Below are 14,548 nucleotides of genomic sequence, written 5' to 3' on the forward strand. Positions count from 1 at the left end.
GTAAAACGGCTGGGTACAGAAAAAAATAACCCCGGGTTCATCACCAGTAGCAAGACTGGGAGAGGAATAGCCCGGGGACTGTGCGCACAGTATAGCCAGCACCGAGGCAAGACTCAATGACCCAAGCACTCGATGCCGTTATTGCCGGGCTGTCACCCCAGCGGCTGGGGCCTTATCTGCAGCACAGCAACGGCGACCCACTGCAGGCGCTGGCGCAGTATCACTGGAACCTTCAGTTAAGCGAGGCGCTCTACCCTCTGCTGCACCTTAACGAAGTGGTATTCCGTAACGCCCTGCATAATGCGCTGACCGCTGAATTTGAGACCGAAAACTGGTTTCAGGGCCTGTGGCTGCACAGCCGTGAACAGCAGGCCATCAACAAGGTCCTGACTGAACTGCACAAGCGCAAGCAGCCTCCCACGGCTGACCGTGTGATTGCCGAACTCACCTTTGGTTTCTGGTGCAGCCTCTGCGATAGACGTTACGAGCATAAGCAGATTCTTTGGCCAAAGTTGCTCAAACACGCACCGTTGAAATACCTGCCCAAACGGCAGCGCCAGCGTAAAGAGATCAGCCGTGCCGTCAACCGGCTACGTCAGTTGCGTAACCGTGTGTTCCACCATGAACCCATCTGGCACTGGTGTGACCTTGCACAGCGGCATAGCGATGCCGGCGAACTGCTCGCCTGGTTGAACCCCGAGATCGCCAGAATGCTGCAACACAGCGACCGCTTTACACCGATTTACCGTCAGGGCATGACCCCACTGATCCAGGAGCTTTACCGATGAACCACAGGGATGCCGACCAGAATATTTTCCGCCTGGAAGGTGGGCTGCTGCCGGCCGATTTGTTCAACCAGCTCGCCGCCTTGCAGCTACCGGGACAATCTGCAGCCGAATACCGTATTCCTCAAGGCTTGACCCTGCGTGACGAGATTGGCCGTTATTGGCGTATCGCCCAGGCCAACTGGCAGAACTTTGATCAACAACGCCAGCGCACCGACCTGAGTGACCCGACAGGCGCCGCCCAACACTGGCTGCACAGCCTGCTTACTGAGGTATTTGGTTTTACGGATCTGCAAGCCTATTCAACGCCACAGGTCATTGACGAGCGTGGCTTCCCGATCACCCACCATGCCTGCAACGGCCGAGTGCCGATGGTGTTCTGCGCACCCGCCGAAAAGGCACTGGATACGGCCGACCCGCGCTTTGGTCACGAAGGACGTAAACGCAGTCCCACCGGTTTGTTGCAGGAATACCTGAACGCCAACGACCAGGCACTGTGGGGCCTGGTCAGCGATGGCCAGCGCCTGCGCATACTGCGTGACAACCCCTCCATGACCCGCCCGGCCTATGTAGAAGTGGACCTGGCCACCTGCTTTGCCGAAGAACAGCTGCCGGCCTTCCGTATTCTATGGCTGATGCTTCACGCCAGCCGATTCCAGCCACGCGATCATGAGGGTGCCGCCGATGTGCACCTTTGTTGGCTTGAACTCTGGCGCGCGCAGGCGGAAGAACAGGGTGAACGCCTGCTGGATAAGCTGCGTGTTGGGGTAACGGTAGCACTGGGCGCACTGGGCAGCGGCTTTTTACGCCATCCGCAAAACGATACCTTGCGCCAGCAGTTTACCGACCGTGAGCTGGATGCACAGGCCTACTATCAGGAACTGCTGCGCCTGGTGTATCGCCTGCTGTTTCTGTTGCGGGCTGAAGCCCGTGACCTGCTCCACCCCGAGGGCAGTGATCCGCTTGCAAAAGAGCGTTACCGCGAGGGTTACAGCCTTGACACGCTCCGCCGTGCGGCGCGTAAGCCACACCGCTTTGAAGCTCGGCACCATGATCTCTGGCTGACGCTGCAGCACAGCCTGCAAGGTCTTGCTAAAGGCCAGCCTCTTTTGGCGCTGCCTGCGCTGGGTGGCTTGTTTGATAACAGCCAATGCCCGCATTTGGACCAGTCGTTAATCGATAACCAGGCGCTGCTGAAAGCCATCAAGGCGCTTACCTGGCACCCCAGTGACAGCAGCAACACACTGGTTGCCACTGACTACGCCAATATGGATGCCGAAGAGCTGGGCTCTGTGTATGAAGCGCTGCTGGAACTGGTGCCTGCCATCGACCAAAATCCATGGCGTTTCAGTTTTATTGGCTTAGAAGCGGGCGAAAACACGGCCGGCAACCTGCGCAAACTGACCGGTTCATACTACACGCCGGATGTGCTGGTGCAGTCATTGATCGACACGGCGCTCAAGCCCGTCGTGCGTGAACGCCTGGCTGAAAATCCCGCTTCACCCCGGCAGGCGCTGCTGGACATGCGCGTTGTTGATCCGGCCTGTGGCTCCGGCCACTTTTTGCTGGCAGCCACCCGCACCCTGGCCCGTGAAGTCGCGCAGCTGGATGCCGAAGGCAGTGAGCCCACACCCGCCCAGTTCCAGCATGCCCTGCGCGATGTGGTGCAGCACTGCATCTACGGCGTGGACCTGAACCCCATGGCCATAGAGTTGTGCCGCGCGGCACTGTGGATGGAGGCACTGGAGCCCGGCAAGCCACTCACCTTTTTGGATAGCCATATCCAATGTGGTAATGCACTGGTGGGCGTGTACGACCCTGCTGTGCTGGAAAAAGGCATTCCCGATGATGCTTTCAAAGCCCTGGAGGGCGACGACAAGGCGCTACTGAAAGACCTGAAGAAGACCAACAAACAACAGGCCCAAACCCTGGCGATTGATTTGCGTATCAACGCCCAGCAACTCGCTGCGGTGGAGGAGCTACCGGAAGAATCCCTGGATGAGGTACTCAACAAGCGCCAGCAATGGCAGGCCGCCCAGCAAAGCCAGGAAGCCCGCCGTGCCCGGCTACTGGAAGACCTCTGGACGGCCGCGTTCTTTGTCCCGAAGAACCAGGGCTACGCCAACCGCATTCCGGACAACGGCGCACTGAAGGCGGCCCATCGGGGTGAACTCAGTCCCGAAGTAGCGGCCGAAGTGCGGCTGCGCGCAGAGCAGAACCGTTTCTTCCATTGGCCACTGCAGTTTCCGGAAGTCTTTAACCGGGACAACGCAGGTTTTGACGTGGTGCTAGGCAACCCGCCGTGGGAAGAATTGCAGTCATCAGACACAGAATTTTTCGCAGCAAGGGATCAGCAAATCGCTAACATGCTAGGTGATACGCGGAAAAAAGCTATTGACGAATTAAAAGTATCGAACCTCAACTTATACAATGAATATATATTGGAAAAGCGTGCTCTTGATGCAACGAAGAATTTCATTCGTGTAAGCGACCGCTTCCCATTGACAGCTCACGGCAAGTTAAACCTCTATCCATTATTTTCAGAGCTGGCGTTGACACTGCTCAACCAATCCGGCCGCTCAGGTATTGTTGTACAACGAGGAATAGCAACCGACGACTCGAACAAATTCTTTTTCCAATACATTACTGAGAAGAAGATGCTTTCCTCATTCCTGGACATAGAAAATAGCGAGGGAATGTTCCAGAGTGTTCACAGAAGTTTTAACTTCTGCTTGCTAACTCTCGCTCATAATGTTGAAAGCGCAGAGTTGCTTTTCTATGCAAAAAACAAAAATGATTTGGAGAATCCCTCTCGTCGGATCCACTTAGAGCCAGATGATTTCTTGAGAATCAACCCTAACACTCTTACAGCACCGACATTCCGTGCTGATAAGGATGCGGAGATCACGAGGAAGATATACAGGCGCGTTCCGGTATTTCTTCGTGAACGGGAGCCTGAGCGCAACCCTTGGAACGTCAGTTTCAAACAGGGCTTGTTCAACATGACTTCGGCGAGCCACCTATTCCGCACCTATGAGCAACTGGATGAGAAAGGCGCACAACTCGTGGGCAACCAATTCCAACTCGATGGAACTCGTTATCTGCCCCTGTACGAAGCCAAAATGGTGCACCACTACGACCACCGCTTCGCCACTTACGAAACCGACGGCGAAACTACCCGCGACACGACGGTGGCCGAAAAGCAGCAGACAGATTACGCCCCGCTTCCCCGGTACTGGGTGGAAGAGCGAGAGGTACTGCTGCGCACCGCCGATATGCCTCGTGTCGTGCTGGACGGCCTGAAAAAACAGGACACCGCCAAGTTGGAGGAAGGCCTGCGCCAGTGGTTGGCGGGCCAGCTGCTGATCAGAGAGCAGTTTGAAGAAGCCTCGCAACTGCTGGGTAGCCGGGTGACCAAACGCGGCACCACCGGCAACCTGTTCCAAACCGCCGAATTCACCAAAGACGGCCTGGCAGCGCGAAAAATGGCCGAAGATCACCCGATGACCGATGCTGAGTTGGACGATTGGCTGACGGCGTTTTCCGCACGGCAAGATTACGCAATGCTTGTGGAAGGTCGACTGGAGGGTCGAAGCCCTAAATACCTTCTCGGATTTCGAGACATCTGCCGAGCAACTGACGAGAGAACCTTTATAGGCTCAACGATCCCCTTTACGGCTGTAGGTAATAAGTACCCCTTGATGCTTTTACCCGTTGCTACGCCCTCAGATCAAGCTGCTGCACTTCAAGCTAACTTGGCCACACTGCCCTTTGACTATATTGCACGACAGAAAATCGGTGGCACCACAATGAACTTCTTCATTGCGAAACAGCTACCCGTTTTGCCACCGGAAACCTATAAAGAAACGGATCTGGCCTATATCACCCCGCGCGTTCTCGAACTCACCTACACCAGCCATGAGCTCGCGCCCTTCGCCCGCGACCTGGGCTACGATGGTGAGCCGTTCGGCTGGGACCCAGACCGCCGGCACCAACTGCGCTGCGAATTGGACGCCTACTATGCCCGGCTGTATGGGCTAACTCGGGAAGAACTGCGCTACATTCTTGACCCGGCCGAGGTGATGGGCCCGGATTATCCATCTGTCACCTTCCCCGGCCTCAAGCGCAAGGAGATCGCCGAATACGGCGAATACCTCACCCAGCGCCGAGTGCTCGAAGCCTTTGACGCCCTTCAGGGCCAATAACCAACCACCGCCAGGGAGGGCAAGCAATGAAACTCTTTCATCAACTCAACACCGATAAACTCTGCCAACTGGTCAGAAGCGCCCAATGGCGTGTGGCTTTTATCGGCCCTGCTTTAACGCAGGAGTTGGCTGCCGCATTGGTCAACAAGCACATCGAATTTGGCGATCAGGACGTGACCATCATTCTCGATTACAACGAGGAGATTTTCCGTTTGGGCTATGGCGAACATGCCGCTATCGAAATGCTGCGTGAAAAGCATGTACCCATTCGCAAACAGTCTGGAATGCGTATCAGCGCCCTGCTGGTAGATGACCATGGCTGGGTGCTGCATCAATCACCCATGGCCGTTGAAGACCCCAATGCTGATGTGTGCAACGCCATTACCCTGCAGCCGGAACAAGTCACCGAGTTGGCCAAGGCCGTTGGTGTGGGTGCCAGCATTCCCGATCCCTTAAGCGAAGATGAGAACTCTTCACCCGAAGACGAAGAGGTTAGCGATGAATGCTCAGCATCAGACATCGATGCAACTATCGAGATCGGCCGGGAGTTACTGCCTGTTGTAGATGTTAATGCGGTCAAAAAACGTCTTGATGACAACCCGCCACAGGCTTTTGATCTGCAGCGCCAGGTAAAGGTCTACACCAGCCTTGTTCAGTTTGTCGAAGTCGAGTTCGAAGGTGGACGTATAGAGCAGAGCACCATCAAACTGCCCGCTCCTATTCGTGATGCCGTTTTTGGCGAAAACAAGGAAATTGAAACACGACTCAGTGCATCCTACCGCCTGTTGGACAGCGCAACGCTTGAGGGCTTGGATGCCATCAAGCGCGAGGTGAAGACTTTACGTGAGTTTACAAAGTCACTTAACAAGCGCCTTGGTTCTGTCATGCTGCGTAGTCGTAGAAAAGAGTTTATGGCACAGCATGACGCCATCACCCAACAGATTGAGAACTGGAAAAAAGGGGCGGCCAAGCAGCTTGAAAGTGAGCTGAAAAAATCTGTTGATGCATTAATTGAAGCAGCTGTAGATCGCTTTTTGGAAAACCCGCCGCATGATTTCTTTCATTGCTATTCCAGTCCTGCTACCCGAGAAGACGCGCTTGAGTATTTGCAAGAGGAGGTTACCAATGCTGCTCCTAGCGCTGAAAAGTTGGTGGAAAAAATTCACCTCCACTGTACCTTCAAGGACGTTACCTACGAGATGCTGAGGAACGACAAGGAGTTTATCAGTCGGGTGTGCGATGCCTTCCCAGTACTGAAAAAGAAACTGCTCAATGAGTCCGATGCCGCCTTTGCTCAGACCAGCGGTATTACGCCTGATCTGCTTAACAACTGATGTTGTTGACTGCTTAAACCAAAGGAATTGCCATGAGCCGCTACAACCACCGTCATGCCATAAAACCCTTGTTAAAAGCCGCTGAGCATTGGAAGCAGCGTTGTTTGAATGCAGACGGCGGATTGCTGACCGATGGCGACTACTGGAGCAGTGCCTGCCTCGCAGAACTGGATCAGCGATTCATCCAAAACCCGCTGGAAGGCGAGGAAAGCTTTATCGACAAGCTGCAACAGCAACTTGCCGATGCCAGTCCTGCAGCGATCAAGCTGATGGCTGAATTGAACTGGCTGCTGTTGCTGTTCTCGACCAATATCAAGCCCGCGACCAAGCGGGATCTGGTACGCACCATCTGGGAGATTAACGGCGACACCCTGCCCAGCTCCTGGTTATTGGATGATGACACGCTCAGTGGGGCCGGCAGCACCGGCACGGGCTTCAATACCCTACGTTGGCGCGAATTGGTGTTCCTGATTGAAGTGCTCAAGGCGTTTAAAGGCCGGAACCAGGATCAGCAGCAACCATTGCTGCAGTCGCCCTGGGCGTTTGCCGACTGGCTGGACAGTATTCCAGGTGCCCAAACGCGCCAGTTCCGCCACATTCTCTGTTTTCTGCTCTACCCGGATAGCTTTGAACATACTTCAGTCGGGCGCGACAAAAAGGCGATTTTGCAGGCCATGGCCGGCTTGCCCAAGGCAAAACTTAAAGCCATGACCTACCGTGAAGTGGACGAAACCCTGCTGGTGCTGCGCAAGCAACTTGAAGCGGAGGCCGGTGAGACGGTCGATTTTCATGCGTCACCCTGGGTGGATCAATGGCGCCCTGCGCCCGGCACCTGGTTGATGGCTTGGAACCCCAATAACTGGACTTGGGGCTCGTTTCAGGATGACCGCCTGCGCATCGCGCGCGGGGATAATGTCACTATGCGTTGGCGCACGGCCTCGACTCATCCGCGAGAGGGTGACAGCTTCTTCCTGGTTCGGCTGGGCCAAGACCCGAAAGGGCTGGTTGCGCGTGGCAATGTCGCCAGCGAGCCCTATGAAGATGATCATTACAACCCGGAACTGGCTAAACAGGGGCAGAAGGCGCTGTATGTCGATATCACGCTGACCGATCTGCGTGACCCCAAGGCCGATTCCTATATCAGTATGGCCGACTTGAAAGCGCTCACAGTCGATGAGCAAAACTGGACACCGCAGGCATCAGGCATCGAGATCAAACCCAAATCAGCCAAGATTGTGGCGGGGCTCTGGAATAAGCTGCCACCGGTTAAGGTTGTGCAGGCGGGGACACCCACCTCGGCACAGCAGGCGATCAATATTGCCAGGCCGATCAACCAGATTTTCTATGGCCCGCCGGGCACCGGTAAGACCCATCGCTGGCGCAATCACCTGCAGCCGAAGTACGAAACTCAGGCAACGAAGGTAGCGACCGGCGAGTGGCTGGAAGAGCAACTGGCCAATACTTCGTGGTGGGAAACCGTTGCGCTGATTGCGGCCGACCTGTCAGCACAAAATAGCGGGACAACCGTTAACGACCTGTTGATTCATCCATTTTTCAAGGCGAAAGCCAGGGTTCAGGGTAGAGCCGACAGCCCTAACCTGCGTGCGACCTGCTGGAACTCGCTGCAAACCCATACCGTGCAGGAGTCAGAGACCGTCAAGCTGGCGATGGAAAAGCGGCTTTCGCCTCTTATCTTTGACAAAAAACCAGGTGGGCACTGGGTTCTGACAGGCGATTGGGAGGAAGCCGGCGAAGGCCTGCGCGATCAACTCAAGAAACTACAGCAGGGGCCGCAGAGCCAGAATGCTCGCGTTAAGCGTCACCTGACCGTTACCTTCCACCAGTCATTCAGTTATGAAGATTTCGTTGAGGGTATCCGGCCGCAAACCACCGAAGACGGCATCAGTTACGAGGTGCGCGATGGTCTGTTCAAGGCCTTCTGTAACCGTGCTCGCCAGGACCCGCACCAGCGTTACGCGCTGTTCATCGATGAGATCAACCGCGGCAATATCTCGCGCATTTTCGGTGAGCTAATCACGCTGATCGAACCGGACAAACGCGCCTGGTGGAACGGTGAGGGTCAACTGGTCGAAGGCATTGACGTGGTGCTGCCCTACTCTGGCGAGCGTTTTGGTGTGCCGAAGAATCTGGATATCTACGCCACGATGAACACCGCCGACCGCTCCATCGCCTTGATGGATGCCGCCCTGCGACGCCGCTTCCATTTCGTCGAGCTGATGCCGGAGCCAAAACAGATCACCGGTAGCCAAGGGGATGGCTACATTCCGGATGGTGAAGGTGGGTTGCTGAGCCTGCGCGATCTACTCAATGCCATCAACCTGCGCCTGCGTTACCTGCTGCATCGTGATCAGACCTTTGGCCATGCCTTCTTCATGGAGGTAAAAGACCTGGATAGCCTAAGGCAGGTGCTGGTGTACGACATCATTCCCATGCTGACCGAGTATTTCTACGACGATTGGCAGCAGATCCGTCGGGTACTGGCCGATGAAGACGCGCCGGCCGAGCATCAGATCATTACCCAAAGCACGTTGGACCCAAGTCTGCTCTTTGCCGGACTGGATATCGATCTGCCGGAAAAGTCGGATTATCACGTTAAGGCACCTGCCGAGATCAGTGCTGATGCGATACGCAAAATCTATGAGTCGCTGGACGCCGCGGGATGAAAGTGCTGACAGCGTTTGAACACGGCTGGCTGCAGATCGGCAATACAGGGCCGCTGTCACTTCAGGATGCTGATGCGTTGGGCCAGGCCGAATCCAGTCTGCCTGCCGGCTGTCTGGAGTGGGGCCGCAATCGGGTCAAGTTCAAGCAGTTTTGCGGTGTGGTGCAGATTAAGCAACAACTACAGATTGAGATACTGCCCAAGGTATTCCCGCACCAGACACCAGAGCAACAGCGCACCACTCTGATTGAGATGCTGGATATTGCCGGTGACATTGAAGGACTCAGCCTGCAACAGGCCGGCCTTGCAACGAACAGCCACCGCCTGCTGGATGTGTTTATTCGCCACTTTCTCATACTGCTGGACGCGCAAATGCGCCAGGGTCTGCTTCGTGACTACCGCGATGTGGAGGACACCCTGGACCAGGTGCGTGGCCGTATCGACCTGATCCGCCAGCAACGCGAAAACCTGTTCAAGCCACAGCGCATGGCATGCCGCTTCAATGAACTGGTGGTCGATATCCCCGTCAACCGGCTGCTGCACACGGCTTTGAACTGTATGTTGGATCTGACCACCTCCCCTGCCCTGCGCCAGCAGGTTCACAGCATACTGATGCGTTTTGGTCATGTGGGTGTGATTCGCAAGGGCGAGCCAGTACCCCGTGCCGAGGATCTTAATCGGATGCAGCGCCGCTATGCCGGGGTGGTCGAGCTGGCGCGTTTGTTCATCAACGGCCAGTACCTCGATACCCGCGCCGGGCAGCAACCCGTGTATAGCCTGCTATTTGATATGAACCGCCTGTTCGAGCGTTTTGTCGCCGTCAAGCTCAGACCTCAGGCTCGCAAAGCCGGTTTGACGCTGATGGAGCAAGGCCCACGACGTTATCTGGGTGAAGACAGCAGCGGCAAAGGCCGCTTGCTGATGCGCCCCGATATCAGCCTGCTCGATGAACACAAACGCCCTGTCGCCATCCTCGATACCAAGTGGAAGCTGCTGGACGCCGCTAACCCCATGGCGTCATTGTCATCTGCTGATCTGTATCAGCTGAGCACCTATGCCAGCGCGTATCACTGCAGCCAGGTGATGCTGCTGTACCCCGAGCAGGCGGGTTTACAGGGCGAGCATCGAATGACATTGAATCTTGAGCGGCCCGTTACACTCACGGTGGTGGCGGTGCCGCTGGGTAGTCATTTAAGCGCGACTCTTCCTATTGAAGCAATTTCTGCCTGATTTGAACAAGGACGGAACGATATGGCACTTTTCAAAGAAGGAACGCAAATCAGGAAAATCGCACTCTCTCAATCTGACATGGACGATCTCTTAATCTTCGCAGAAGATCGGCTCAATTCATGGCAAGAAACTGAAAGTACAGTTGAGTTCAAAGATTCTGATGAGATCGCTATTGCATGTTTATTACTTGAAGACGGTCTGTTACCAGACAAAGCAGTAAAAGCACTTGCAAACACCGTGCTTAAGGCACTATCCGAGTGCCGCGAGAAGCGGTTAGCCGTTGAGTCACTAAAAATTCAGCCCCCTAAGCCGGGAAGAAAAGAAGATCGTGCAAACAAAGGGCGCTTGCTGTTTTCTACAAGCAAGCTGATCAGGCAGGGCATACCCAAACAGCAAGCATACGACATAGTTGCCAAGCAATTGCACAAGTCTCCCGATACAGTCCGACGCACCTATGAACGTGCAATCAAGTCGAGAGTAAAGTCAACGGGGAAATAGCCCACTGATTTCCCCGCTGTAATCATCTATCGCCCCAGTAAAAATCTCCGCCATGTTCAATAACGCCTCAGGAGGCATCAACATGGCTATCAAGATTCAACGCCTACCCTCTGTACTGCGAGACACCGGATTCTCACGCGGCACCTTGCTGCGCCGTGTAGCCGCAGGCGAATTCCCAAAACCCATCTCTCTTGGCTCTGGCCGTGCTATCGGCTGGATTGAGTCTGAAGTTCAGGAATGGCTGGCTGAACAAGTCAAGGCCAGCCGTGACGAATCCAACTGATACATCGCCACCAGGGAGATAATGCGCATGACTTTCCATGATTCAAAAGCCGCATTTGAGTCACACCTCGAGTCAGAGGGCTTGGCTGTTAAAGGTGGTGTTATCAACGATGGCCAGATCCACCGCTTTCACGTTGCTGGCGACAAGCCAGGGACAAAAAATGGCTGGTATGTGATGCATACCCAGCGCATCAGTTTTGGCGCTTTTGGCAGCTGGCGCACCGGTTGCTGGGCAAGCTGGCGTGAAGAGTTCCCCGATGAGCTTACTGCTTCCGAACGCTGGGAGTTGCAGATGCAGATGGCCCAGGTGCGTGAACAACAACGCGAGCTCTACGCGCAAAAGCAGGAAGAAACGGCAGTGCGCGCCAAACGCATGTGGGATCAGGCACAGCCGGCTGACCCTCAGCATCCATACCTTCTTCGCAAAGGCATCCAGCCACTGAATCTGCGTCAGCTGGGTGATCGTCTGCTGGTGCCGTTGATCGATGCCAACCAAGAACTTCGCAACCTGCAGCAGATATTCCCGAATGGGGAGAAGCGATTCCTGACTGGCGGGCAAGTCAAAGGCTGTTACTGCTTGATCGATGCGCCGGACTTGAGAAAAGTGCTGGTGTGTGAGGGCTTTGCCACCGGTGCCACCCTGTTCAAAGCGACCGGGCAAAGCGTGATGTGTGCCATGAATGCCGGCAACCTGCAGTCAGTTGCCCTGATCGCAAGCTCTGCGGCAGCACTGATACCGGGCAGCCATGTTGTGATCTGCGCGGATAATGACCACCGGACGTCCGGTAACCCCGGCATCACTAAGGCACGCAAGGCAGCCGAGGCCTCTGGTGCGGATTTGACCTGGCCGTCCAGCTGCGGCGATGAGTGCGAATGCAGTGATTTCAACGACATCTTCGTTTGTCCACGCAGACAGGAGGTTGAATGAATACGGCCGCTTTAATTAATAGCGTCGAGGCGCCCAAGGTGAAGGCAGAAGCCCCAATCCCTCTGCCCTCACCGCTGCCTCGCGTGGCACCGTTTGAGCCTGAGATGCTGCCCAGGGATGTGCGTGATTACGTTATGGACGTAGCCAAGCGCCAGCAATGCCCGCCTGATTTCTGTGCAGTGTCAGCAATGATATGCCTGAGTGCATTGGTAGGCCGCAAGGCCTGCCTGGCACCGAAGCAGGAAGATGAACAGTGGACTGAATTTGCCAATTGCTGGGGAGCACTTATCGGTGGGCCAAGCGCAATGAAGTCGCCCTCTTTGCGCGAGATGCGATTCCCGCTAAATGAAATCGAAGCTCAGTTGCGCAAGACGCATGGCTTAAATCTGAACGAGATCAAACACCAGGCACGGCTGCAAAAGCTGGAATGCGCCGAGATCGAGAAAGCAGCCAAAAAGGAACTCGGTAATGGCGATCGAGATGCAGCGCTGGCGCTACTCAAGGCCAAGGAGGAGATGGATTTCCAGGAGCCACCGCCGCCACGCCTGGTGGTAAATGATGCCACTGTGGAGGCATTGGGTGAGCGCTTGAATGAAAACCCCAACGGCCTGCTGCTGATCCGTGACGAGTTATCAGGCTGGTTGAGCAAAATGGGCCAGGAGGAGTTTGCATCAGACCGGGCGTTTTATCTCGAAGCCTTCAATGGCAAGGATGATTACACCTACGACCGTATAGGTCGCGGCACGATCCGGATTGAGAACTGCATGCTGAGCATTATTGGTGGCATCCAGCCTTCAAAAATAGCGCCCGTGGTCCGAGGTGCGTCCAGTGGTGCTACCGACGATGGCTTGATTCAGCGCTTTCAGCTTGCTGTCTGGCCTGATGCAGTCAAAGAGTGGACTTGGCAGGACACCCCTGTAAACAGCTGCGCCAAGGAACGCTATGCCGATGTCTTTACTCGTCTGCATGCACTACCCAGCAGTGATACGCCAACCGTTTGGCATTTTTCTCTTGCTGCACAGCAACTGTTTATTGAGTGGATGGCATCCATCCAAACAGAGGCCAGAAGTGGCCAGTTGCCACCAGTTTTGGAAAGCCATCTGCTGAAGATGCCCAAGACGGTGAGCGGCCTTGCACTGGTATTTGGCCTGATCAATGGTGAGAGCGGTCAGGTCGGTATTGATGCAACTGCCATGGCACTCGATTGGGCTGAGTATCTTCGCACGCATGCTGCTCGGCTTTACAGCGCGGCAACCAGTGCTGAAATCGATGCCGCGCACCTGATCCTGCGCAAACGCAAGACGTTCGACAAACCCTTCACGGCGCGCGAGGTGTACCGCAAAGGCTGGCGAGGTATGGACAAAGCCGTGGTTGCTGAAGCATTGGAGCTATTGGTCGATCACCGTTATTTGCATGCTGTGGAGATACCCACGGGTGGGCGCTCAAAAACCCAGTATTTCTGGCGGGAGTGCGCCAATGGGTAGATGGCTTAAAAGATCACAGGCACTGCAGCATGAACGGGCTGAAAAAGAGGCTTTTGTCAGTTCTGTCAGTACCCTGCAGAGCGTTTCAGCAAAAAAATCGGGCGCAGATGTAAGTACGATCGAGCCTGATAGCACCCATCAAGCACGCATTCTGTATCGGGCCACAGATCTGATGCCAGAGTTGGCTTTGATCGTAGGTGCCCGAGATGATGTGGGATTTATCGATAACATCCTGGCCGGAAGGAGCGGCCGGGAACGTCACCAGCTATTAAGCGGCTATCGGGAGGTATGGCTGCAGGCAATCGAGGCAAAACAACTCAAGTCTCACGAGATAGATAATGTTGGACGGAAGCACGCAAACCGCTGGCTTTATAGTCAGGCCGCAGCGAAGACGCCGGCAACAGTCACTGAACCATCTGATTTTACTAATGATTTCGGAAAAATCTGGAGCGATTCATGGGCAGTTTGAGTAGCGGGCGCCATCCAACAGAGGATGCCAAAGGTTTGACCTATCGTTATCCGGCACTGGACATCAGAAGCTGGCGCAAGGAGCAACTGGAAGCCGTCGGCAATCATTATCGACTGGATTGGCTGTATCGAGATGCAGTGGTGGGTACTGTGGAGATTGAGATTAAACCCAACCGGTTGGTGCTGTCTGATTGTTGCTTTGGCAGTACAGACCTATGGGCCGGAGAGTCACTGGAGATTAACCTGAGCTGGACGGCTTGCCATTTCGGCGGGGCCCGGCCCTGGTTTACCTGTCCAGTGCCGGGCTGTGGTCGACGTGCCGGCCTGTTGTATCTGAGCGGTGTGTTTGCCTGCCGGCACTGTCACAAGCTGGCCTATCGGAGCCAACGCCAGGCCGAGTACCAGCGAGCAATAGATCGAACCCAGCGTCTGCGCAGAAAGCTGGGTTGGCCTGCGGGCATCCTGACGCCCTGCGGTAACCGCCCAAAAGGAATGCACGAGGCGACGTTCCGCAAACTCGTGGCCAAGCACAACGCTTGCTGGCTCGAGGCGCTCGGGCACTGGTCTGCTCGCTTGGGCGTGCTGGACTCACACTTGAGGTACGCGGTTAAGCTTTCCGGTAACACACCTGCTGACCGGAATCGATAAGGA

Annotated in this window: 11 protein-coding genes; all 11 read left to right on the plus strand. The window is 55.3% G+C overall.

What is annotated here, in order from left to right:
• Positions 1–116: 116 nt before the first annotated feature.
• Positions 117–788: a hypothetical protein gene (locus tag CFI10_RS09595; RefSeq protein ID WP_206841729.1), complete on the plus strand. Its 672-nt coding sequence runs from the start codon at positions 117–119 to the stop codon at positions 786–788.
• Positions 785–4,990 carry an Eco57I restriction-modification methylase domain-containing protein gene (locus tag CFI10_RS09600; RefSeq protein WP_206841732.1) on the plus strand — a complete coding sequence of 1,402 codons (4,206 nt, stop codon included), beginning with the start codon at positions 785–787 and terminating at the stop codon, positions 4,988–4,990. Before CFI10_RS09595 ends, CFI10_RS09600 begins: the two co-directional genes overlap by 4 nt.
• 26 nt (positions 4,991–5,016) lie before the next feature.
• Positions 5,017–6,324 (plus strand): hypothetical protein, encoded by a 1,308-nt coding sequence (locus CFI10_RS09605; RefSeq protein ID WP_206841737.1) that lies wholly within the window; start codon positions 5,017–5,019, stop codon positions 6,322–6,324.
• 32 nt (positions 6,325–6,356) lie between these two features.
• A complete protein-coding gene (locus CFI10_RS09610; RefSeq protein WP_206841739.1) occupies positions 6,357–9,008 on the plus strand; it encodes an McrB family protein in 2,652 nt (883 codons plus the stop codon).
• Positions 9,005–10,237 carry an McrC family protein gene (locus CFI10_RS09615; protein ID WP_206841742.1) on the plus strand — a complete coding sequence of 411 codons (1,233 nt, stop codon included), beginning with the start codon at positions 9,005–9,007 and terminating at the stop codon, positions 10,235–10,237. Before CFI10_RS09610 ends, CFI10_RS09615 begins: the two co-directional genes overlap by 4 nt.
• A 21-nt stretch (positions 10,238–10,258) precedes the next feature.
• Complete coding sequence (locus CFI10_RS09620; RefSeq protein WP_206841745.1) at positions 10,259–10,735, plus strand: hypothetical protein; 477 nt, start codon at positions 10,259–10,261, stop codon at positions 10,733–10,735.
• Between the two features lie 82 nt (positions 10,736–10,817).
• Positions 10,818–11,018, plus strand: a complete 201-nt coding sequence (locus tag CFI10_RS09625; RefSeq protein ID WP_206841748.1) for a helix-turn-helix transcriptional regulator — start codon at positions 10,818–10,820, stop codon at positions 11,016–11,018.
• A 27-nt stretch (positions 11,019–11,045) separates the two neighbouring features.
• Positions 11,046–11,945 carry a toprim domain-containing protein gene (locus CFI10_RS09630; protein WP_206841751.1) on the plus strand — a complete coding sequence of 300 codons (900 nt, stop codon included), beginning with the start codon at positions 11,046–11,048 and terminating at the stop codon, positions 11,943–11,945.
• The gene (locus tag CFI10_RS09635; RefSeq protein ID WP_206841753.1) at positions 11,942–13,429 is read left to right on the plus strand and encodes a YfjI family protein; all 1,488 of its coding nucleotides are present in this window, start codon (positions 11,942–11,944) and stop codon (positions 13,427–13,429) included. Before CFI10_RS09630 ends, CFI10_RS09635 begins: the two co-directional genes overlap by 4 nt.
• A complete protein-coding gene (locus CFI10_RS09640) occupies positions 13,422–13,898 on the plus strand; it encodes a hypothetical protein (RefSeq protein ID WP_206841756.1) in 477 nt (158 codons plus the stop codon). Before CFI10_RS09635 ends, CFI10_RS09640 begins: the two co-directional genes overlap by 8 nt.
• Positions 13,886–14,545, plus strand: coding sequence for a hypothetical protein (locus CFI10_RS09645; protein WP_206841760.1), 660 nt, complete (start codon positions 13,886–13,888; stop codon positions 14,543–14,545). The genes CFI10_RS09640 and CFI10_RS09645 overlap by 13 nt, the downstream gene beginning before the upstream one ends.
• Positions 14,546–14,548: the final 3 nt, after the last annotated feature.

The sequence above is a fragment of the Marinobacterium iners genome (genome assembly GCF_017310015.1).
Taxonomy (GTDB): Bacteria; Pseudomonadota; Gammaproteobacteria; order Pseudomonadales; family Balneatricaceae; genus Marinobacterium; species Marinobacterium iners.

Bases quoted from the DNA above. Each gene is read 5' to 3' on its own strand.
- CFI10_RS09595 (WP_206841729.1), top strand. From the start codon at position 117: ATGACCCAAGCACTCGATGCCGTTATTGCCGGGCTGTCACCCCAGCGG.
- CFI10_RS09600 (WP_206841732.1), top strand. From the start codon at position 785: ATGAACCACAGGGATGCCGACCAGAATATTTTCCGCCTGGAAGGTGGG.
- CFI10_RS09605 (WP_206841737.1), top strand. From the start codon at position 5,017: ATGAAACTCTTTCATCAACTCAACACCGATAAACTCTGCCAACTGGTC.
- CFI10_RS09610 (WP_206841739.1), top strand. From the start codon at position 6,357: ATGAGCCGCTACAACCACCGTCATGCCATAAAACCCTTGTTAAAAGCC.
- CFI10_RS09615 (WP_206841742.1), top strand. From the start codon at position 9,005: ATGAAAGTGCTGACAGCGTTTGAACACGGCTGGCTGCAGATCGGCAAT.
- CFI10_RS09620 (WP_206841745.1), top strand. From the start codon at position 10,259: ATGGCACTTTTCAAAGAAGGAACGCAAATCAGGAAAATCGCACTCTCT.
- CFI10_RS09625 (WP_206841748.1), top strand. From the start codon at position 10,818: ATGGCTATCAAGATTCAACGCCTACCCTCTGTACTGCGAGACACCGGA.
- CFI10_RS09630 (WP_206841751.1), top strand. From the start codon at position 11,046: ATGACTTTCCATGATTCAAAAGCCGCATTTGAGTCACACCTCGAGTCA.
- CFI10_RS09635 (WP_206841753.1), top strand. From the start codon at position 11,942: ATGAATACGGCCGCTTTAATTAATAGCGTCGAGGCGCCCAAGGTGAAG.
- CFI10_RS09640 (WP_206841756.1), top strand. From the start codon at position 13,422: ATGGGTAGATGGCTTAAAAGATCACAGGCACTGCAGCATGAACGGGCT.
- CFI10_RS09645 (WP_206841760.1), top strand. From the start codon at position 13,886: ATGGGCAGTTTGAGTAGCGGGCGCCATCCAACAGAGGATGCCAAAGGT.